Source organism: Leptolyngbya sp. NK1-12, from assembly GCF_032598965.1.
Taxonomy (GTDB): domain Bacteria; phylum Cyanobacteriota; class Cyanobacteriia; order Elainellales; family Elainellaceae; genus Elainella.
In genome coordinates this window covers 2043970-2063817 of record NZ_CP053586.1, presented here as the reverse complement: position 1 = coordinate 2063817, position 19848 = coordinate 2043970, and the positions used below count along the sequence as shown (strand labels likewise).

The following is a 19848-nucleotide window of genomic DNA, read 5'->3' as shown; positions in this document are numbered from 1 at the left end:
TTTCTGATGATTAAAGCAGTTCTTAGTTAAGTTAATTTGATGCTGTCAGAGGTGCCGCTCATCGCATTGGGATTGATGATATAAAACACCTGTTTTATTTACTCTCAGCGTATACCTGGCGATAATAAGCCTGGTATTCCTCCGAGAGCAACGGCTGCCACCAGCCTTGATGATTCAAGAACCACTCAACGGTTCGCCGCAGCCCGGTTTCAAGCGTTTCGGCTGGTGTCCATTCCAGTTCGGTGCGAATTTTGGTCGCGTCGATGGCATAGCGGCGGTCATGGCCAGGGCGATCTTTGACAAAGGTGATCAGATTCTGAGCTGGGCGAACGGGTAGATCGGGGGCTAGCTCGTTCATTAACTCACAGAGCATATGCACCAAATCAATGTTCTTAACTTCGTTATTACCACCGATATTATAGGTTTCTCCAGGCTTGGCTTTATGGATTACCGTATCGATAGCACTGCAATGATCGCCGACATACAGCCAGTCCCGCACATTTTGACCATCCCCATAGACGGGCAGCGGTTTCCCCATCAGAATGTTGATACACATAAGGGGAATCAGCTTTTCGGGGAAGTGGTAGGGGCCGTAGTTGTTGGAACAGTTGGTGATTAGCGTTGGCAAACCGTAGGTGTGATGGTATGCCCGCACCAGATGATCGCTGCCTGCCTTGGAGGCCGAATAGGGGCTGTTGGGCGCATAGGGAGTGGTTTCGCTGAAGCCCGGATCGGTTGGGTCGAGGCTACCGTAGACTTCATCGGTTGAAACATGGTGGAAGCGGTAGTAACTGGGCTGTCCGGCACTGAGCCAATGTTGCCGAAAGGCTTCCAAAAGGGTGAAGGTGCCGACGACATTGGTTTGCACAAAGGCACCTGGTCCTAAAATTGAGCGGTCTACGTGAGACTCAGCAGCAAAGTGAACAATTGTGTCAATGTCTTCTTCTACAAGCAAATTATCCACTAAGGAACGGTTGCAAATATCGCCTTCCACAAACCGCAAGTTAGCTTTGCCTTCTAATCCGGCTAAATTACTGCGGTTGCCGGCATAGGTGAGGGCATCCAGCACCACGACTCGATCGCCGGGATAGGTCTGGCACCAGTGGTGGACAAAATTGGAGCCAATAAAGCCTGCGCCTCCAGTCACAATCAGCTTCCGGGGAGTTCTTGTTAGCGTTTCTTCAAAAGCCATAGGTTTCAGTCGTTTCAGTGGTGTTTGGCAGTGTTAGTAGAAATAGCTAGTAGCAATGTCAAGGAACCCAGTCTCGGTGAATCTCAGGTTAGTTCAGCTCGATCTGGCAATCATCGCCAATCATGAATCGCAAAGCTTTGGGACGGCGTGGGGCTTCCTTGAGATGGGCACGCTGACCAATCACGCTATCAACAATTCGGTGGTGAATGCCCTCGACCTTCGCGCCTTGCAAAATTACACTGTGCTCCAAGTCGGCATCGATCAGCGTCACCTGATCCGCAACGCTGCTGTAGGGGCCAATAAAGCAATTTTCTAGATGACAGTTGCTGCCGATTGTCACCGGACCGCGAATTGTGCAGTTAATCACTTTAGAACCGGGGCCAACCTGCACCCGTCCGATAACTTGGCTCTTTTCGTCGATCTCACCCAGCACTTCGGACTGCAAACAGGTGTCCAAAATCACCCGATTGGCTTCCAGCAGGTCGTCTTTCTTCCCAGTATCGAGCCACCAGCCGCGAATTTGCCGTGCTTCTACGGCCTTTTGCTGATCGATCAGCGCTTGGATGGCGTCGGTGATTTCCAACTCTCCTCGCGCTGACGGCTGAATCGAAGCAATGGCACTGTGAATAATGTTCGAGAAAATATAAATGCCGACTAATGCCAGGTTGGAAGGCGGATTTTTGGGTTTTTCGATCAGTTGTAGCAGCCGCCCCTGCTCGTCTACTTTGGCAACCCCGAAGGCGCTGGGATTGGAGACCGGACAGAGGAGAGTGAGCGCATCCAGATTTGCGGCCCGAAACTGCTCTAAAAACAAGCCCAGATCGCTCTGCACCAAGTTGTCGCCTAGGTACATCACAAAGGGGGAATCTTGCAAAAACGGCTGGGCGACTTTCACGGCGTGGGCCAGTCCTGCCGGTTTGTCTTGCAGAATGTAGGTGATCTTGGCTCCAAACCGTTCTCCGTTACCAGTTTTGGCCTTGACTTCTTCGCCGGTCTCCGGACTGATGATGATGCCAATCTCAGTGATGCCTGCCGCCACAATCGACTCGATGCCGTACCAGAGGATGGGTTTGTTGGCTACAGGAACGAGCTGTTTCGCGCCTGTGTAGGTGAGAGGACGCAAACGAGTGCCTTTACCGCCAGAGAGAATAATTGCTTTCATAGAGGACTAATTGCTGAGGTAGAGTTCGCTGAGCATTTGCCGGAGGCTTTGTCGCCATTGGGGGGCCGGGGACTGGAGAACGGACTGAATCTTTTGATTGGCTAACACCGAATAGGCCGGACGCTGGGCCGGAGTGGGGTACTCTGGGGTGGTAATCGGCACCACGCGCTGAATCTGAAGCGACACACCGAGGGATTTGGCTTCCTCGAAGATGGCAAGGGCAAAATCGTACCAGCTTGTGACGCCGCTGTTGGTGAAGTGATAGATGCCGCTGAGGTCAAGGGCTGGGTCTAACAATCGTGGTGAGAAGGCCGTGATTGCCTTGGCAATATCGGCAGCCCAAGTGGGAGTTCCAACCTGATCGGCCACGACCCGCACCTCCTGCCGCTCTGCCCCCAACCGCAGCATGGTTTTGACGAAATTCCCCTTGCCGAGAGCACCATAAACCCAGGCGGTTCTGAGAATCAGATAGCGAAAGTCGGGGTACTGCTGCCGCACTTGCAGGATGGCGGTTTCTCCGGCTAACTTGGACTGGCCGTAGACGCTAATTGGATTGGTGGCATCGGTTTCGAGATAGGGCGTATTCTTGCTGCCGTCAAACACATAGTCGGTGGAGATGTGAATCAGAGGTCTGCCTAGGCGCTGAGCGGTCTCGGCCATTTGTTTGACAGCTGTGCCATTGACGGTATGGGCTAGTTCCGGCTCGGATTCGGCTTTATCGACGGCGGTGTAGGCAGCGGCATTGACGATCAGCTGCGGCTGGGCGGCTTCGAGAAGCTGGGAAATTTGGTCTGGCTGGGCCAAATCGAGCTGTTGTCGTCCCACTCCGATCACGTCGCCGAGGGGAGCCAGCGTTTTCAACAGCTCTTGCCCGACTTGTCCGTCCTGCCCAATCAGTAAAATTCGCGTCATGCAAATACCTCAGCGCTCCTAAAGGGTAAACCTGCCTGATCTTTGGTCGATACAACCGGCTCTGCGGTCAGGGGCCATGCAATCGCTAGATCTGGATCGTTCCAGGCAATACAGCGTTCATGGGCTGGGGCATAGAAATCGGTGGCTTTGTACAACACTTCGGTGCGGTCTGTTAGGGAAAGAAATCCGTGGGCGAATCCGGCGGGAATCCAAATTTGCTTTTTATTTTCGGCACTCAGCTCGCAGCCCACCCATTGCCCAAAGGTGGGAGACCCTTTGCGAATATCTACAGCTACATCAAAGATGGCTCCGGAGATGACGCGCACCAACTTACCTTGAGCTTGCTGAATCTGATAGTGTAAGCCGCGCAAGACATGCTGAGCAGAACACGAGTGATTATCTTGCACGAAGCGAATATCCAGACCGGTTTTTTCCTGAAATCCTTTTTCGTTGAAGCTCTCGAAGAAGAACCCCCGTTCGTCGCCAAAAACACGAGGTTCAATGATCAATACGTCAGAAATTTCAGTTGGAATAATCTTCATCAAATCCCTCGCTGATGAGTTAACTATGTGGAACCCTGATCTGAGTAAATTGCAATACCATTGATGGTTAGCAGTGCGTTGATTAGCGTTTTTAGTCCGGTTGCTGTATTGTGTTCAAACCGGATAAAAAAGAATTGACGAAAGGTATTTGATGGAATTTATCCTATTTCCGTTCATCGGTGTTGTCATCACTCTAGTTGCTGACTCTCGATTAGATCGTTACTGGCTGACTATTGACTGTATGAAATCATTGAGAAGCTAAGACATAAAAGCTAATAAGCGAAGTCTCAAACCTTGATTTTCTAATCTCTCTGAATATTCTTTTGGTTCCTCTAGCCCATTTCAGCCCAGAATATCCTAGCGAATGTCTCCGGGATTCTACAGGAATACCAATCACCGCTTTGCCTAGTCTTCATAATTGATTTGCGGTTGTTGTAGAGACCATAAAGTGAATATTAATAGGGAACAGTTGAATCACAGACGAATAGATCAGCCAAATCAAAGAACAATGGCAAGTGGATTTTTAAAATAGAGCTAAAAAATGGCAGCCTCATTTCTACTAGTTATGGGCAATTATCTATTGACTGTGATTTAGTCATTTCACATCCAACGATTATGGCTTGGACAAATCAGCCGGATCACGGCTAGTGCGAACCCAGCGGGTTTGGGGCTTGATGAGATAAGCAAAATAGAGTGGAATTTTCCAGAGAATATAGAATGGAGCTGCCAATAGAGTCGCAGCAGGTAAATTGGTGCGACCATATTTCAACCAAGCTGCTAAGACGGCAGTGAAAATCATCAGCCCGGCCAGCAGCAATATTCCAGTGGGCAACCAGAAGCCGGTCAATAGTCCTGCTAATCCGATCAGTGCCGTAAAAGCAACCCACAGCATCACCAGCAATGACAAGGGCGGAATTGACAGATCGAGGGCAATCGCTAACAGATCTAAACGCCGTTGCTGAATCGCTGCTTTAAGCAAAGTGGGCACCTGGGAGCGAATCGTTTGCAGATGGCCGTGCTCCCAGCGGGTGCGCTGACTTTTAGCCGCCTGTTCTTGCTGAGGCAGCAGCCCAATCACGTTTGTCTCTGGACAAAACAAAGTGGGATAGCCGGCAATCGCCAGATCCATCGAGAGCTGCATGTCTTCTACAATGTTGCCGCTAGCCAACGAGACGCTGCGAATTACCGACCAGGGAAAGGCCATGCCCGTGCCGGTTAAAATTCCCGGAAAACCGAGGGTATGTAAGCCCTGAGGCCGGACCCAGTTCTTCACCAGAAACGCCAAGGCCGAAACCGCATCCTTGGGCCGAGGTTGAGCAGGCTGTTCCATCAAATACACGGCTTGAGTCGGACGCCCAGACATAAAAGCGGCTTCAGCAATCTGATCCAGCGTTCCGGTTTGCACCAGACAATCGGCGTCTACCACAATCACTACATCGGGTGGAGCCGCTGCCAAAAATTGCAGACCATAATCCAGCGCATAGCCTTTACCGCGTCGCTCGCTATCTTGCCGCTCAATCACTGTAGCTCCTACCGAGCGAGCAATGGTAGCTGTGTCGTCAGAGCAGTTGTCGGCAATCACAATCAGCCGATCCGTAGGCGTCAGTTGAGCTAGGAGCTGCTTCAGGACAGGAGCAATGCCCAATGCCTCGTTGTGAGCGGGTACCAAAACCGCGATTGTGGGTCTTGCCTTGCTCCGTTGTTCCGCTCGGCGATTTGGGAGCAAAGCAGCGAAACATTCAACCCAGAGGACTGCGCTTGGAATTAATAGCAGGAGAGCAATTACCAGTAAACCAAACTTCATCACAACACCCAGTCCCGTGACCACCACAGTTATTTCCCCTAGTTGGATTACTCTAGTTGAATTTCTTGATGCCGTCCCTAATCTATCATTCTCTTGATTTGGCCTCCGTGTAATCAGAGGGGAGAAATATAAAGTGTCGATGATGAATTGTGTGAGCTTTGGGCAGAATTTTAAAAAAGAAAAAACCCAGCAGCCCCCCGCTGGGTTAGTTATGAACGTCACTTATCTTTCCTTACTCTAAGAGACTGACCTGGAGTTGTACTTCATCTGCCTGGTTGAACTAAGGCTCGTCTATTGGGTTCACCTGACTGGGTGACTCAAGGCATTGCCGCCAAATACTGACAACAAAAAACCCAGCAGCCCCTGCTGGGTTAGTTATGAACGTCACTTATCTTTCCTTACTTTAGAAGGCCGACCTAGGGCTGAACTTCGCCTCTCTGGATCACCTCACCGGGTGATTTGACGGCATCACCCTGGAACTGAGACAGAGTTGGAATCAAAAACTGAATCAGCGTTGAGGCATCCACTCCCAGCTCCGTGCGCTGTTGGGCCGCCTGCAATCCCGCCTGACTGTGCCACCAAGCCGCACTGTAGACACTTGCTTCCGGTGGAGTACCGTGCTGTTGACCTTGGGCTAAGAGGCCACCCATCAGACCCGTCAAAACATCGCCACTGCCGCCCCGTGCCAGAGCAGGCGTACTGGCTGGATTTAACCATACCTGCCCTTGAGGATTGGCAATAGCGGTTCTGGCTCCTTTCAATAAAACAATGGCTCCGCCTTGCTGGGCGGCGGATTGAACCAGCGCGATTCGATCCGCGATTGAGTCGGCTAAGTCGGGAAACAGACGTTTGAACTCGCCTAAGTGGGGTGTCAAGATCGCTGGAGCAGATCGCTGTTTCAGTCCTGAGGGGCCGAGCTTCGCCAAACCATTCAAGCCATCCGCATCTAGCAGCAATGGACAAGCGGAGGTCAGGACTTGCTCGATCACCGCAATGGCAGCAGTTGTCAGACCCGGACCGCAGGCAATCGTGTGATAGTTGGATAGATCAATCGATTCGGGCAGAGCGGCAATCGCACCACTGTCTGTTTCGGGACAGCCGACGACAAGGGCATCGGGCAGTTGGGGAATCAGCAGCGGACGCAGGGTTTCGGGAACGGCAATCGTCAGCATGCCAACACCACTGGCACGAGCCGCAAGTCCGGCTAGAATGGCAGCCCCCATATATTGACGCGAACCGCAGATCAGCAGCAAATGACCCTGTCTGTATTTATGGGTTGTGGCCGACCGAGGTAAGGGCAGCCCGCTGAGGGCTAAATCGGCTGTGATGCGCTGCAGGGTTGGTTTTCCTAAAACGGCTTCAATATCAGCCAGCGGCAAACCAAAGTCGATCAGTTCGGCCTCACCAATGGAATCCAATCCGGTTTCCTGGAGAAAGGCTCGCTTCCAGAGGCCCAAACAAAGGCTGTGGCTGGCCCGAATCGCGGTTCCCATAACTGCGCCAGTGTCGGTGTGCAGTCCCGAAGGTAAGTCGATGCTGACAACCGGCCGCTGCCACTGATTGATTTGATTGATTGCAGCGGCAATTTCACCTTCTAAGCTGCGAGTCAAGCCAAACCCAAACAGCCCATCGATGATTAAATCGCAGTTCTGCAAGGTTTCGAGCGGAGTGACGGCAATTCCTAAACTATCGGCGTACTGAGCGTGCGCTTGGGTCAGGTCTTTGAGTTTACTGAAGGGCTGGTAGCGGACTACGTCGTAGCCCCTGAGGTGCAGTTCACGCGCCACCACTAAGGCATCGCCACCATTGTGGCCCGGACCCACCAAAACGCCAATCCGATTGATGGCAGTGAGTGGATAGTGAGCCTGAATCCAGTTGGTTAGTAGCCCGCCCACTTTTTCCATCAAGGCCGCCACCGGCATCCCGGCAGCAAACACCCGTGACTCGATTTGGGTCATTTGCTCAGCCGTGACTACAAAGCCCTGAAGGCGAGCGGACCGAGAAGCAATGGAACTAGCCATAAGCAGAACTGAAGCAATTCCATTTCACCATACCCGACTCTTGGCTCAACAGCGGTCCCACCTACAGCAGAACTTCGATGCTCTGGCGCAGCCAAGCGACAATTTGCTCAAAATCAGCTACTGAAACTGGCTGGCGATGCTCGACACAAAGGACATCGGGCAAAGCGGGCAGCGATTGTAGCCATTGCGTCAGCGGCAGGGTTGGATTCGGCGGTGCGGAGGCTGGTCCTTTGAGCTGTAATTCGCGGATCGGAAATTGCCACTGAGCAAAAAACTGATTCAACTCAAAGCCGCTATCCAGTAAATGGCCAGTGTCGAGGGCGAGGGCAAATACATCGGGCTGGTGTAGCGCTTCGATCAGGTGGACAATCTCGTGCGGATCGGTCATGGCAGCGGCCCGTTTGGAGCTGAGGGGTTCAATCAGGATTTCGATGCCTTTTTCTCTGGCGGCTTGGCCCAATTCTGCGAAAAAGTCGAGCGTGCGTTCAAACGGGGAATCGGCAATATCCTGTCCGAACCCACAAACGGTGAGAATGCGCGGTGCTTTGAGCTGGGCGGCTAGCGCTAGCGTTTCCTGCCCATGCCGAATCGCTTGCTGCCGGTGCTCCAGATCGGGATGCAGCGGATGAAACTCATGCATTTGATAGGCTTGTACTGTTGTCACCGCAACTTCTGCCCAATAGGACTCAATCGCTAACTTCCCTCGATTCGCCACTTCCAGCGCCAAGTCATGCTGCCGAGCGGCTAAGAACCGATTGGCCTGAGTTGACTGGGGCATAGAATCTTCGTTGTAAGCCAAAATGGGTAGAGCCATTGAGTTTGAGTGTATGAACATCGACCGGATTGATCACCTAGTGCTCACAGTACGCGACATTCAAGCTACCTGTGCATTCTATGTCACCGTTTTAGGCATGGAGGTAGTCACCTTTGGCGAGAATCGCAAGGCACTTCAATTTGGGCAGCAAAAGCTGAATCTGCATCAGGCAGGTCAGGAATTTGAGCCGAAGGCAGCCCACCCTACGGTAGGTTCAGCCGATCTGTGTTTTATCACCCAAACTCCGTTGTCCCAGGTGATCGAGCACATCCAGGCTTGTAGGGTGATGCTGGAAACAGGGATTGTGCCGCGCACCGGAGCACTTGGACCGATGGATTCGATTTATCTGCGCGATCCGGATGGCAATTTGATAGAAATCTCTAATTACCGCTAATACCATTTCCTACTAATCGAGCTATAGATCACACCATCCAAAACCCTTCCTTCTTCCTTCTTCCTTCTGAAACGCTGCGCGAACGGAAACGCTGCGCGTTGGTAAAGCCGGTCCGAAGGACTTACAAAACTCAAAACTCAAAACTCAAAACTCAAAACTCAAAACTCAAAACTCAAAACTCAAAACTCAAAACTCAAAACTAAGAACTTGTGTGGCTCAGTTTTTCTTTTGGCGCGGCAGCACCGTCAGGGTGAATTCATGCAGTGGTGGTTTGGTTTCCACGGCTTCTTCCAGTCCTTCTGCTATCAGCCACAGCACAACCCGATAGTCTCCCGGCTTGGTTGGCGCGATGATTTGCCCGATTGCAGTAGCGCTCTCTCCGGGCTGGGGGCGGCCAGAGATAAACAAATTATCTTGTTTCAAGCGAACCGGATTTCCGGCGGCGTTAAACATCCGCAGATACAGTCGGGTTTCACCCTGTTCTTCTAAGCCTGTCTGGTAGCCGAACCACGTGGACTGTCCCGTATTCGTCAAGCTGGCTCGCAGAACTCGTTTGGCCCCAGTTCGCACGGTCCAGCGGTCGCCAATCGTTTCAATCGTGCCGTTGCGTCTGATAGTTTCGAGTTGATCGAGTTTGCCGTTCAGCTGCTGCAAATAAAGTTCTGAGTCGTGAATTGGTGAGGCAATCTGGGCAATCAAATTTCTGGAATGCCGCTCGATTTGGCTATCGGTGAGATACCAGCGACGCTGGGGGTTGTTGATTAGCGGCAACGGCACTTTGCCCCAAGAGACATCGGTAAAGGCTCCGACGGATTGAACGGCGGTGGAGAGAAACAGCGTCAGCAAAAAAACAGCCAGTAGGGGAGTGATCCGGAACGAGCGGGCTGGTAGTTTGGCTAGGATGGCATCCAGGCTATACCCCACCAAAAAGCAGACAACCGGCAGAATATCAGTGAGAAAGCGCGGCCCATAGGAGTCTCCCCCGCCGTCCCAAGGGGCATAGATGCAGTAATGCAAAAACAGCCCAATACAGGCAAAGCCGAGACAGAGCACTAGTTTCTCATCGGCTCCCGTCCTGCCCCGAAATGCCAGATAGAAGCCGGGAATCGCTAACAGCAGCACTGGCGAGAAAATAAACAGGCCATCGCTGGGGCTGATCAACTGACCAAAAAAGGCTTCGATGATATGCGGCGGCGAAAAATTGTAGGACGATGCTCCCGACTCAAACTGTTGCGAGTAACCGCCCCGACCAAAGTTGGCCAAACCAAAGTAGTAGCTGTTCCACATCCAGTTCAGCAGAATCGAGGGCAGCCCCAGCAGCAGATAAATACTCTCGCGGCGGTAGATATAAACGCTATACACAATTGCCGCTGCTGCAAAAATCGCGCTGGTCAGCCGCACGCTGGGCAAGAGTCCGCAGAAGCATCCGGCCACCACTAGGAGAATATGGCGCGACTGGCCTGTAGTACGGTTGGCTTTGAGCAGGCACAGCATCAGGCCCGTCAGCAGTAAGTTGGAAACCGTATGCTGCCGCAGATCTTGAGAGTTCAGCGCCCAGGTGGTGGTGGCAAAGGCGTAGGTAAAGCTTGTGAGCAGGGCAACGGGTTGGTTAAACTTCAGCCGCAGACTCAGGTAGAACAAAACGACTGAAAGCGCGCTACAAAGAGTGCCGGCTAGTTTGCCGAAAAAATGCCTGGTTTCATTAAAGCTTTCGTCCGTCAGGTTGAGGGCCAGCGCCGAACTGTCACCGCCCAGAGCCTGCACCAAGCCGACCAGTTTCAGGTAAATAAAAAACAGCAGATACAGCGGAAAGGTGACAATGCTGGTGCCAATCGGGTAGGTCGAGGTGAGATGACCGTTGGGCGCTTCCGAGAAATAGTAAGGCGTATTCGTTTCTCCGACAAACAGATAACTGTCTCTGAAATTATCGAAGTTGAGCGTCCCGTTTTCCAGCCAGTTGAAGGCCAGCAGCGTGTGGGGAATGTTGTCATTCGAGGCAAGACCAATCTGCCCGTTGAGCTGGTAAACCAACACGCAGGCAGCAAAAAGCAATAGACAAATGACCGCTTCAGGAAACTTCTTCACCTTGTCTATGCTCTCCTGTCAAAAATTGCAGCTTACGGGCGCACCTCAATTTCAGCAGCCCGATCTCAACGGTGGAGCTGCTTACTGATACCCATCTACTTCAAAAGGGTTTGGGAGTCGTAAAGCGTTCTACCCGAAAAGGGATCGATTTCTATCGGTCTGGGTTTGCTGAACAGATTGTATTTCAAAATACAGTAAATTGCCCGAAATCCATCTTTCCAGCCAATTTTCTTGCCCTCTTTATAGGTGCGACCGTAATAGGAAATCCCGACTTCGTAGATGCGGCACCCCATTTTGGCTACCTTGGCAGTAATTTCTGGCTCAAACCCAAAGCGGTTTTCTTCGATGCGGATCGATTGAATCACCTCGCGCCGGAATGCCTTGTAGCAGGTTTCCATATCCGACAGGTTGATGTTCGTAAACATGTTCGAGAGCGTGGTGAGAAACTTGTTGCCCACCATGTGCCAATAATAGACAACTCGATGCGGACGCCCGCTGGCAAACCGCGAACCAAATACCACATCCGCCTTACCGGCCAGAATCGGCGCGATCAGGTCGGGAAACTCCTGCGGGTCATATTCCAGATCGGCATCTTGGACTACCACAATATCTCCGGTAGCCGCCGCAAACCCGGTCCGTAGTGCCGCTCCCTTGCCTCGGTTCTTGGGATGATAAATCACCTGATCCACCTGGGCTTCGATCGCAGAATGCAGTAGATCGCGAGTACCATCGGTCGAACAGTCATCCACGATAATGATTTCCAGATCTTTTACCGGGGAAGCTTTGACGGCCTGCACCACTCTGCCAATCGTGCCCAGCTCGTTGTAACACGGGATAACAACTGATAACTTCATGGATTTGCTCCGACTCACTCACACCACCGTTACCTGGAAAGCGGACTGACCCTATCAACCGAGTCCCAACCGCTGTCGCTCGCGAAACCCTAGCGTTTGCTGTATAGCTCAACTAGACACATAGCTCAACTAGCAGCCTAGCTTTAAGTAGTCTAAATCGCCTTCAGAAAGTTTAGAGGGAATCATATCATGGATTGTTGCCAGATACCTGAACGAGTTGCCAAGTTCGCTGCTATCACTCTATAGTACTGAGCTTGATAAGCTGAGCCAGAGGCTGTATTTACCCCATGCGCATTGCTGTTGAAACCTTCGCGGTGCATAAACGAGTACCGCTGACGATTAGCCGAGGCACCACGGCTGCAACTGAAAATATCTGGGTCCGGATCGAGCAGGACGGCATCGAGGGTTGGGGCGAGGCATCGCCGTTCTCCGTTGCTACTCCAGCCCAATCTACAGCGGCAATTCTGGCCGAACTCCAGCCACTGGCTGCGTTATTAGAACCTTACTCACCACTAGAACGACAAAAGATCCAGCAAATCTTGTCATCGAAACTGCGGCTGTCGGCGGCTCATACGGCGATTGATCTAGCCCTGCATGACTGGTTAGGCAAACAGGCGAAATTACCCCTCTGGCAGCTTTGGGGACTGGATCGGCAGCAGATTGGTCCAACCTCGGTCACGATTGGGATTAGCAGCCGAGAGGCCGCCCAACAGCGGATGCAAAACTGGCTGCAACAGGTGCCCGATCTAAAAGCCGTGAAGGTGAAACTCGGCAGTCCGGCAGGTATTGAGGCGGATCAAGCCATGCTGAAGGCGGTACAATCCGTTGCCCCCGCCAATGCGAAATTTAGCGTTGATGCTAACGGCGGCTGGAGCTTGGCTGATGCGCTGACTATGAGCCACTGGTTGGCCGATCAGGGCGTCACCTACATTGAGCAACCGTTGCCCTGCGGCCAGGAAGCCGATTTGCCTACTCTCTATGCCCGCTCGCCTCTACCGATTTTTGTCGATGAGAGCTGTTTTACCAGCCGCGATATTCCGGCCTTAGCGGATCGGGTGCATGGCATCAACATTAAGTTAATGAAATCGGGCGGTCTCAGCGAAGCGCTGCGCATGGTCCACACCGCCCAAGCTTTTGGTCTGCAAATTATGTTCGGCTGCTATTCCGATAGTGCCTTAGCCAACACCGCCGCCGCCCAACTCGCTGCCTATGCCGATCATCTAGATTTAGATAGTCATCTTAACCTAGTGGACGATCCGTTCGTGGGCGCATCGCTACAGGCGGGTTGTCTCATGCCCAACGATTTACCAGGACTGGGGGTACAGCGTGCTAACATCTGACGACCGCATTGCCATCTTGCTGCATGAAGGAACTCAAGGGTCTCGCGGCAAAACCGGACTCTCCCTGTTGCGCTACAGCGAGTTGCCGATTGTAGCGGTGATTGACCACGAGTGCGCAGGTGGTTCGTTGCCGGAAATAACTGGGATTGAGCGCCAAGTTCCGATTGTAGCTTCAGTGGCAGCAGCCCTTGCCTATCAGCCGACAGCCCTAGTGATTGGGATTGCGCCCTCAGGCGGTGCCTTACCAGACGCTTGGTGGCAGGAAGTGAAACAAGCCGTGGCCGCAGGTCTTTCGGTGGTAAATGGCTTACATACCTTGATGGCGACCGATCCAGAATTGGCAACCCTGGTGCATCCGAACCGCTGGATCTGGGATCTGCGGTGCGAACCAGCGGGTCTAACCGTGGGGAGTGGTCAGGCGCGGCTATTGCCTTGTTTGCGGGTGCTGACGGTGGGCACCGATATGAGCGTCGGCAAAATGTCCACCAGTTTGGAGCTGAATCGGGTCTCGCTGAGGCGCGGCCTCAAGTCTCGCTTTTTGGCAACTGGGCAAACCGGACTAATGCTGGGCCACGATGGGATTCCCCTCGATGCAGTGCGAATTGACTTTGCGGCTGGAGCCGTCGAGCAGATCGTGATGCGATACGGAGCCGATCACGACATTCTGCATATCGAAGGCCAAGGCTCGTTCATCAATCCGGCCTCGACGGCCACCTTACCGCTGATGCGCGGCAGTCAACCCACCCACTTGATCCTGGTGCATCGAGCTGGACAAACCCAGATCCAGAGCTTTCCCCATGTGACGATTCCGCCGCTGCCGAAGGTGATTGATCTGTATGAAACGGTTGCTACTGCTGGAGGTGCCTTTGCCCCGGCTAGAGTAGCTGGAATTGCGCTCAACACCTTCCACCTCAGCCCCACCGAAGCTCAACAGGCAATCGAGCAAACGGCGGAAGAAACTGGCTTACCCTGCACCGATCCGATTCGATTTGGAGCCGAACCACTGCTAGAGGCAATTTTCAAGGGCTGATTGAATACAATGCTAAACCGGAACTCCTACCGCTTAGCGGTACTGGTACTACCCCGGTAGATGCGTTCGGCTTGCTCTGGTGAGAGCCACAGCGGTGTCAGGTCGGCCTGATCGCGGTTTGGCGCGTTTGCTGGTTTTGTATTCCTGCCGTTAGGGGCTGCGGCCTTAGAACGAATTTCCAGCGGTTCTGACGCTGCTTCCGATTCTCGTAGAGCATCCGGTCCCGAAATCACCGGCTCGGCTGACTCGGCAAATGGCAATGAGCAGGCTACTGGAGGTGCGTGAGTTTTGCGGTACTGGCCACGAGGTGGTCCTTCTTCGAGTTCGTACTCCGGGAGCTGACTCTGAGGCGGCAGATAGGCGTGACTTTCGGGATCGTAGGCCAGCACTTCGCCGGTTTCAATCAGATAGATCCAGCCGTAGATTTTGAGCTTGTTTTGGTACAGCCGCGAATGCACCACCGGATAGGTTTTGAGGTTCTCGATCTGCGTCAAAACATTTTCCGCAATCGTCACTTCGAGCAGTTCTTCGCTGTCGTAGTGGCTGTAGTTATCGAGAACAAGACGGCGGGTTGCCTCGGCATGCTTGAGCCAGTCATAGACCAGCGGCATTTGCTCTTCGAGTTTCCCCAACTGCAGCAGCCCCTTCATGGCCCCGCAGTGGGAATGTCCGCAGACTACAATTTGCTCGATCCCAAGGGCATGGATCGCATACTCGACCGAAGCGCCTTCGCCGCCGTTGGCCGCTCCATAGGGAGGAATAATATTTCCAGCATTGCGAATCACAAACAGCTCGCCTACATCGGTCTGGGTCAGCAGGTTGGGATCAATGCGCGAATCCGAGCAGGTGATGAACAACACTCGTGGTTTCTGCCCGTGGGAAAGTTGCTCTAGCAATTCCCGATGGGTCGAAACGTAATTGGCCCGAAACTCTCGCAGTCCTTTGATTAATTTCTTCATGGCAACCGTTCCTTCCGCTGGTGCTTCCTGATGCCGAAGCCCAATTCTGTATTTTCGCTTAAATCACAGCGCTTTTTTGCATGAGGTTTGACCAAGTTTGACTCGATCATTTGACTAGACCAATGCAAACGCTCCAGACAGGATTCGAACCTGTGGCCGACCGCTTAGAAGGCGGTTGCTCTATCCACTGAGCTACTGGAGCAGAATCAGGATGACGACCAGTCAAAGGTTAGCTAGGCTGGTGATGGTTTAGCCGGTTATGATTTGACTAACTTAACTGGACTAATCTGAACTCAACTAAATCTAAACTTGACTAATTTGGCTAAATTTTGGGCAACCTAGAGGCAAATCCCCGTGTGGTTGGCTTCCCTCGTGCACCACTATAGCATCTATACCTCATACCATCTGGAACAAGTCTTTATATCACCGATATTAACTGCTTATTTCCTGGCTCATTTCAATCCTGATTAGGAGTTGCTTGACCGCACCATGTTCATCTTGAAACGGCAGGATGTTGAGATCTACAGCATTCAGCATCCCAAAAAAGATCAGCAGGTTCCAATTCTCCAATATCAGGGACAGACGTTTCGTCTGATCAACGTGTTCAATGCCGCTCAGGAAGAAGAAGCCCGCGCCTACTGGCGAGATTTGACCGACAACCGGGGCAAAGCCTGCGTTTTACTCGAAGAGCCAGAACGATACAGCGTTTGGGGTAAGATTCGGCTGGAACAGCTCAATGCCGAGACCGCAGAGGTGCAGGAGACGGCTGGTGTGATTCCGCCCTGCTGTGTGCAGGCTTGTTTGCTACTGCTGCAAGCTGTGTATATCGATATTGAGGATTTGCTGGGTGCGAGGCAAAGCACTGCCTTTCGTAAAGAGCTGATGGCTGTGTTTCAGCAATACCGCTTACCTCAAGCAGATTCGTCCGATGGGTTAGAGCAACTATTGACGACCGATCCACTGGCCCTGGTTCAGGTTCCGGCTTGGCAAGAAGTGCATCTCGATCGGTTGCTGCAAGAACTATACCGCCTCGGGAAGCAGCATTTCGGCAATAGTAATTTTGTAGAGCGGGCAATGGAAAGTTTACAGGATATGCCGTTAAAGGAACGGGCCTTTTTTTTGACTTGGTTGAAGCGGTCAGGAGCAGGCAAACTTTGGCAGTAGTCAACAGGCTGCGATGCAGTCGATCGGCAGTCCAGGTTAAATTTTCGCCAAAAGCCGATCGGGAAACGAATTTAGCTTTTCGACTTTGGGCATAATGGGTAATGCTCAAGACATGATTGACTACTGTCGAGCCTCTATTCGCTTTGAATCTAGTCACTGTGAAGCTAGCGAGCGCTTCATAAACTGACTGCCTTGCCTTAGGTGCTAGCTGGGAACGGTCTGATGGCCTGTCTAAGTTTTGGCCACATGTCCCTGGGCCGGTTTGTGGTTCAGTTCCTGGTGCCCCCTCTATATAAAGCCTTTTGAGGAACAGTCCCTTGAAAAAGAAAACCTCCTTGCGTGGCCCGTCCCTACTATCAGTCCAGAGTGTTGTCTTGGCGGCTGCCGCTTGGGCAGTGCTGGCTCTGTTGTTCTTCCTGACATTTAGTGTTTCAGCGCCAGGGACAGAGCGTCCGGAATGGTATCAAAAAATTACCTACATTATGGAAAACATGGCGTTTTTAGGCGCTGGTGTTTTGTGCTTTCGCAATTGGCGCAGTAGTCAAATTGTCAGCGGTGGTACGGTCTGGCTGGCTCTGGGGCTAGGGATGTTTTCTTATTTTATTGGCAATTTGCTGCTGGCCTACTGGGAGGTGGCACTGGGGCAAGAGCCGGAAGTGTCGCCGGGTGACTTATTTTTCATCCTCACCTACATCTTTCTGGGCTGGGGTATGTTGCGGGCAGTGATTTCCAGAGAGTTGAATTTGACTCCTCTCCAGTGGATTTTGCTAGCCATTATTGCCGTTGGCGGTGTTGCGATTGCGATCATCTCGGCCACGGCTCCGCCCGATATAGCAGTTCTTGACACTGCTACTGAACTAGTGCCTGAGGTGCCAGCAGAGGCAGGGACGGGTGCTCCCACCTGGGTGACGTTTGTGGAAGAACAACTCGCTCCGATTGCGGCTCCCTTGAAGTGGCTTTACATCATTGGAGACGTGATCTTGGTGGTAATGGCTTCAACGCTGCTGTTGGCCTTCTGGGGCGGACGGTTTTCGCTCTCTTGGCGCTTCATCGCTCTGGCGGCTTTCTCTTTCTATATCGCCGATATCTGGTTCAACTACGCTACCAACTACATTCCTGATTATCAAACGGGTGCTCTGCCGGAAGTATTTTGGATTTTCAGCGGTTGCCTATTTGCCATTGGTGCGGCCCTGGAATACGACCTTTCCACGCGGCGGCAAACCCGACGTAGACGCTCATAAAAACTAATTCATGCCGCTGAATTGCCAAATTTGACATAAAGTTGTCAGCAGTTAGTCAGAAAGTTGTCAAAACCTGTTAGTACAAGCTGGAAATAAGCGGAAGGCACGCTGTTGTGCTTGCTACAATTTGAGAGCTGACGACATCGCTGTTTGGAACTCCCGGCATGGCTGCTAAGAAATTGTCTGATTTGGATAAGCAAGAAATTCTTGATCGCTATCGGCACTCGGATGAGACGACCGTGTCGCTGGCGGCCCAGTATGGGGTCAGCACCAGTACGATTAGCCGGATTTTGAAGCAGAGTCTACCGGAACAGGAGTATGAATCCTTGGTGCAGAAGAAGCGACAGGGGACAGGCAGGCTGTCACCAGACCAAGACATGCTGCCCGGTCTGTCTGAGGAGTTGCTAGTGCCGGAAATACGGACCAAACCCGTGATTGCGGAGCCGGAGCAGGTGGTGGGCAGTCCCCAACGGCGTCAGCGCAAACGGTCTACAGCCGGCATGATCTCAGCAGAACAGCTTGCTGCCTCTGCAGCCCATCTTTCCCAACTCGATCTGGCTCCAGGCGCGAAAAAACTCAGCGAATTAGAATTACAGCCCGAAAGTCTTGACCCGGTTCAAGAAGCTTCGCTGGTTGCGGCTGAGGCATTTGAGGAAGAGCTGGACGAGGATGAACTAGAGGATGAATTAGATGGGGAACTAGACGAGGACCTTGACGAAGATCTAGAAGACGACCTCGATGACCTAGAAGATGACCTCGACGATGACGAGTTTGACGAGGCAGAATTAGACGGGGAAGATGACTTGGTGAGCCTGGGCACCAAACAGCCCGCTGGTAAACTGCAAATTCTGCCCCTGACTGAAGCCTTGATTCCTCGCACCTGCTACGTGGTGGTCGATCGCTCATCGGAACTGATCACCCGTCCTCTAAAGGATTTTTCGGAGCTGGTGCAGATTTCTTCTGCCGAAGTTCAGGAGCGAACGCTGCCGATTTTTGATAATCATCGAGTGGCAAAGCGGTTTTTGAGACGAATGCAGCGGATTATCAAAGTGCCGGATGGTCGCATTTTCCGGAAGGTTTCCCCCTACCTCCAGGCCAAGGGGATCACCCACCTGCTGATCGATGGTCAGGTTTATTCGTTGCAGTAGTCAAGCAGTGGAAAGCCGTAGTCAATGAGCTAGCTTCCAGAGCGCCAAATGCCAATTGCCAAGGCTGACCCAATCAGACCGAGCGAGGTACTGAAAGCTAGAATTAGCCCCAGCGGGATTTCAACCGATTGGACGTTCAAAAATTGGAGAGAAATGGGAGTGGCGTTCTGGATTGCGATTAAGGCGATCGCACTAATCCAGATAGCTAGAACTAGTGAAGTGAAAAACTGAGACATAATCTGCAGAGTTAACTCTTTCGTTAACTGCTAGGGGAAGTTTGAACACAGTCTTCTGTTAGGCACACCACCAGAATGGATTGAATTGCAGCATCGGGCTTGAATTGCTCTGTTTCATTGTAATCACTGGTGGGCGAAGCATAGATCCCAGCTAAGGAAGCGTTGCCGTTACCGGTACTGAAGGACAGATTGCCAGCCGGTTGATTGGCAAAGCGAGCATATTCCCGCGATTCGTTGTCTGTGTTGTAGGACAATGTGACGTTACCGTAGATTTCTTCCGCGTCAGCAATCAAAGTGCCAGGCCCGACATCTTCGGCAGTACGAAATTTGGCATTGTCGGTCAAAATGCCCTGAATGACATCTTGGTCGGTAAACGACTGACCTGCTAGGTAAAGAATATAAAACTGCACTTCGCCAGCCTGACGCACGGCAATTGCGTCAAAGTCCACAATAAAGGGCGATTCTACCGTAAATTCGGCTTCAGTTCCCAGTTTTTGCTTCAGTTCGCCTAGGGACATCCCTAATTGGGCTGCGCCAATTCCTCTGGGAGAGATCAGCCGATCTTCAGTCTCACTGGCGACAGTGGCGGGGGATTGGTCTGGCTGACTTTGAGGTGTGGCTGGAGCGGGGCTGGGGCTGATGGTTGGGGTCGGTGTAGGGGATTCGGCGACCGTGGATGGCTGAGGCCCATTACAGCCTGCTAGCAGCGGCAGACTCACCAAGACAAAGCGGAGTTTCACAAACAAATTCATCAATTGTCCAGCTAAAACTAAGGGAGGCGAACTCTCAGCAGCTACACTCACGATTACAGAGGTAGCGTAGACAGTTGCCATCCCTAACTTAACGGTTCTAGAAGTCGGATCGCCACTCTTTTTGATGGAAGGAATGGCAATGAATAGACTGACTACCAGGAGGTTGACGAGTTGACTAACAGTTAGGACAGTTAGGAC

The 19848-nt window shown here is 52.2% G+C and carries 18 protein-coding genes and 1 tRNA gene; 6 read left to right on the top strand and 13 right to left on the bottom strand.

Translation table 11 applies throughout. The annotated features are described in order from the left end of the window. Positions 1 to 94: 94 nt before the first annotated feature. From rfbB to HJG54_RS08425, 7 genes are all read right to left on the bottom strand, one after another. A complete protein-coding gene (gene rfbB / locus HJG54_RS08455) occupies positions 95 to 1192 on the bottom strand; it encodes a dTDP-glucose 4,6-dehydratase (RefSeq protein WP_316434430.1) in 1098 nt (365 codons plus the stop codon). Between the two features lie 88 nt (positions 1193 to 1280). Next, positions 1281 to 2354 carry a glucose-1-phosphate thymidylyltransferase gene (locus HJG54_RS08450; RefSeq protein ID WP_036003670.1) on the bottom strand — a complete coding sequence of 358 codons (1074 nt, stop codon included), beginning with the start codon at positions 2352 to 2354 and terminating at the stop codon, positions 1281 to 1283. 6 nt (positions 2355 to 2360) lie between these two features. After that, positions 2361 to 3266 carry a dTDP-4-dehydrorhamnose reductase gene (rfbD, locus tag HJG54_RS08445; protein ID WP_316434429.1) on the bottom strand — a complete coding sequence of 302 codons (906 nt, stop codon included), beginning with the start codon at positions 3264 to 3266 and terminating at the stop codon, positions 2361 to 2363. Next, entirely contained in the window at positions 3263 to 3808 is a 546-nt protein-coding gene (gene rfbC, locus HJG54_RS08440; RefSeq protein ID WP_316434428.1) for a dTDP-4-dehydrorhamnose 3,5-epimerase, read from the bottom strand. Before rfbC ends, rfbD begins: the two co-directional genes overlap by 4 nt. 613 nt (positions 3809 to 4421) lie before the next feature. Then, positions 4422 to 5636, bottom strand: a complete 1215-nt coding sequence (locus HJG54_RS08435; protein WP_316434427.1) for a glycosyltransferase — start codon at positions 5634 to 5636, stop codon at positions 4422 to 4424. A 392-nt stretch (positions 5637 to 6028) separates the two neighbouring features. Further along, positions 6029 to 7633, bottom strand: coding sequence for an NAD(P)H-hydrate dehydratase (locus HJG54_RS08430; protein ID WP_316434426.1), 1605 nt, complete (start codon positions 7631 to 7633; stop codon positions 6029 to 6031). A gap of 61 nt (positions 7634 to 7694) precedes the next feature. After that, a complete protein-coding gene (locus HJG54_RS08425; RefSeq protein ID WP_316434425.1) occupies positions 7695 to 8411 on the bottom strand; it encodes a TIM barrel protein in 717 nt (238 codons plus the stop codon). A 22-nt stretch (positions 8412 to 8433) separates the two neighbouring features. On the opposite strand from HJG54_RS08425, the gene HJG54_RS08420 reads away from it, so the two are divergent. Next, on the top strand, positions 8434 to 8841 hold the full coding sequence (locus HJG54_RS08420; protein ID WP_316434424.1) for a VOC family protein: 408 nt from the start codon (positions 8434 to 8436) through the stop codon (positions 8839 to 8841). A gap of 216 nt (positions 8842 to 9057) precedes the next feature. Here HJG54_RS08420 and HJG54_RS08415 read toward each other — a convergent pair whose 3' ends face one another. Beyond that, the gene (locus tag HJG54_RS08415) at positions 9058 to 10926 is read right to left on the bottom strand and encodes a glycosyltransferase family 39 protein (protein WP_316434423.1); all 1869 of its coding nucleotides are present in this window, start codon (positions 10924 to 10926) and stop codon (positions 9058 to 9060) included. 95 nt (positions 10927 to 11021) lie between these two features. Beyond that, positions 11022 to 11780: a glycosyltransferase family 2 protein gene (locus HJG54_RS08410; RefSeq protein ID WP_316434421.1), complete on the bottom strand. Its 759-nt coding sequence runs from the start codon at positions 11778 to 11780 to the stop codon at positions 11022 to 11024. Between the two features lie 287 nt (positions 11781 to 12067). On the opposite strand from HJG54_RS08410, the gene HJG54_RS08405 reads away from it, so the two are divergent. Both HJG54_RS08405 and HJG54_RS08400 read left to right on the top strand, forming a co-directional pair. Then, a complete protein-coding gene (locus tag HJG54_RS08405) occupies positions 12068 to 13120 on the top strand; it encodes a dipeptide epimerase (RefSeq protein WP_316434420.1) in 1053 nt (350 codons plus the stop codon). Beyond that, positions 13107 to 14150, top strand: a complete 1044-nt coding sequence (locus HJG54_RS08400) for a DUF1611 domain-containing protein (protein WP_316434419.1) — start codon at positions 13107 to 13109, stop codon at positions 14148 to 14150. Before HJG54_RS08405 ends, HJG54_RS08400 begins: the two co-directional genes overlap by 14 nt. Before the next feature lie 26 nt (positions 14151 to 14176). On the opposite strand, the gene HJG54_RS08395 is transcribed toward HJG54_RS08400, so the two are convergent. Further along, positions 14177 to 15109 carry a carbonic anhydrase gene (locus tag HJG54_RS08395; RefSeq protein ID WP_316434418.1) on the bottom strand — a complete coding sequence of 311 codons (933 nt, stop codon included), beginning with the start codon at positions 15107 to 15109 and terminating at the stop codon, positions 14177 to 14179. 129 nt (positions 15110 to 15238) lie between these two features. Next, a tRNA-Arg gene (locus tag HJG54_RS08390) sits at positions 15239 to 15311 on the bottom strand. Between the two features lie 287 nt (positions 15312 to 15598). Between HJG54_RS08390 and HJG54_RS08385 the strand changes: the two genes are divergently transcribed. The 3 genes from HJG54_RS08385 to HJG54_RS08375 all read left to right on the top strand — a co-directional run bounded on the left by HJG54_RS08385 (position 15599) and on the right by HJG54_RS08375 (position 18662). Continuing rightward, on the top strand, positions 15599 to 16273 hold the full coding sequence (locus HJG54_RS08385; protein WP_036003637.1) for an Npun_F0813 family protein: 675 nt from the start codon (positions 15599 to 15601) through the stop codon (positions 16271 to 16273). A 317-nt stretch (positions 16274 to 16590) separates the two neighbouring features. Continuing rightward, positions 16591 to 17514 carry a hypothetical protein gene (locus tag HJG54_RS08380; RefSeq protein ID WP_316434417.1) on the top strand — a complete coding sequence of 308 codons (924 nt, stop codon included), beginning with the start codon at positions 16591 to 16593 and terminating at the stop codon, positions 17512 to 17514. Between the two features lie 164 nt (positions 17515 to 17678). Further along, positions 17679 to 18662, top strand: a complete 984-nt coding sequence (locus tag HJG54_RS08375) for a hypothetical protein (protein ID WP_316434416.1) — start codon at positions 17679 to 17681, stop codon at positions 18660 to 18662. A 29-nt stretch (positions 18663 to 18691) separates the two neighbouring features. Here HJG54_RS08375 and HJG54_RS08370 read toward each other — a convergent pair whose 3' ends face one another. Both HJG54_RS08370 and HJG54_RS08365 read right to left on the bottom strand, forming a co-directional pair. Beyond that, positions 18692 to 18898 carry a DUF1049 domain-containing protein gene (locus HJG54_RS08370; RefSeq protein WP_316434415.1) on the bottom strand — a complete coding sequence of 69 codons (207 nt, stop codon included), beginning with the start codon at positions 18896 to 18898 and terminating at the stop codon, positions 18692 to 18694. Between the two features lie 23 nt (positions 18899 to 18921). Next, positions 18922 to 19731 carry a hypothetical protein gene (locus tag HJG54_RS08365; protein ID WP_316434414.1) on the bottom strand — a complete coding sequence of 270 codons (810 nt, stop codon included), beginning with the start codon at positions 19729 to 19731 and terminating at the stop codon, positions 18922 to 18924. Positions 19732 to 19848 lie beyond the last annotated feature (117 nt).

Excerpts from the sequence above, each read along its gene's own strand:
- rfbB (WP_316434430.1), bottom strand. The coding sequence starts at position 1,192 with ATGGCTTTTGAAGAAACGCTAACAAGAACTCCCCGGAAGCTGATTGTG.
- HJG54_RS08450 (WP_036003670.1), bottom strand. The coding sequence starts at position 2,354 with ATGAAAGCAATTATTCTCTCTGGCGGTAAAGGCACTCGTTTGCGTCCT.
- rfbD (WP_316434429.1), bottom strand. The coding sequence starts at position 3,266 with ATGACGCGAATTTTACTGATTGGGCAGGACGGACAAGTCGGGCAAGAG.
- rfbC (WP_316434428.1), bottom strand. The coding sequence starts at position 3,808 with ATGAAGATTATTCCAACTGAAATTTCTGACGTATTGATCATTGAACCT.
- HJG54_RS08430 (WP_316434426.1), bottom strand. The coding sequence starts at position 7,633 with ATGGCTAGTTCCATTGCTTCTCGGTCCGCTCGCCTTCAGGGCTTTGTA.
- HJG54_RS08425 (WP_316434425.1), bottom strand. The coding sequence starts at position 8,411 with ATGCCCCAGTCAACTCAGGCCAATCGGTTCTTAGCCGCTCGGCAGCAT.
- HJG54_RS08420 (WP_316434424.1), top strand. The coding sequence starts at position 8,434 with ATGGGTAGAGCCATTGAGTTTGAGTGTATGAACATCGACCGGATTGAT.
- HJG54_RS08410 (WP_316434421.1), bottom strand. The coding sequence starts at position 11,780 with ATGAAGTTATCAGTTGTTATCCCGTGTTACAACGAGCTGGGCACGATT.
- HJG54_RS08405 (WP_316434420.1), top strand. The coding sequence starts at position 12,068 with ATGCGCATTGCTGTTGAAACCTTCGCGGTGCATAAACGAGTACCGCTG.
- HJG54_RS08395 (WP_316434418.1), bottom strand. The coding sequence starts at position 15,109 with ATGAAGAAATTAATCAAAGGACTGCGAGAGTTTCGGGCCAATTACGTT.
- HJG54_RS08385 (WP_036003637.1), top strand. The coding sequence starts at position 15,599 with ATGTTCATCTTGAAACGGCAGGATGTTGAGATCTACAGCATTCAGCAT.
- HJG54_RS08375 (WP_316434416.1), top strand. The coding sequence starts at position 17,679 with ATGGCTGCTAAGAAATTGTCTGATTTGGATAAGCAAGAAATTCTTGAT.
- HJG54_RS08370 (WP_316434415.1), bottom strand. The coding sequence starts at position 18,898 with ATGTCTCAGTTTTTCACTTCACTAGTTCTAGCTATCTGGATTAGTGCG.
- HJG54_RS08365 (WP_316434414.1), bottom strand. The coding sequence starts at position 19,731 with ATGGCAACTGTCTACGCTACCTCTGTAATCGTGAGTGTAGCTGCTGAG.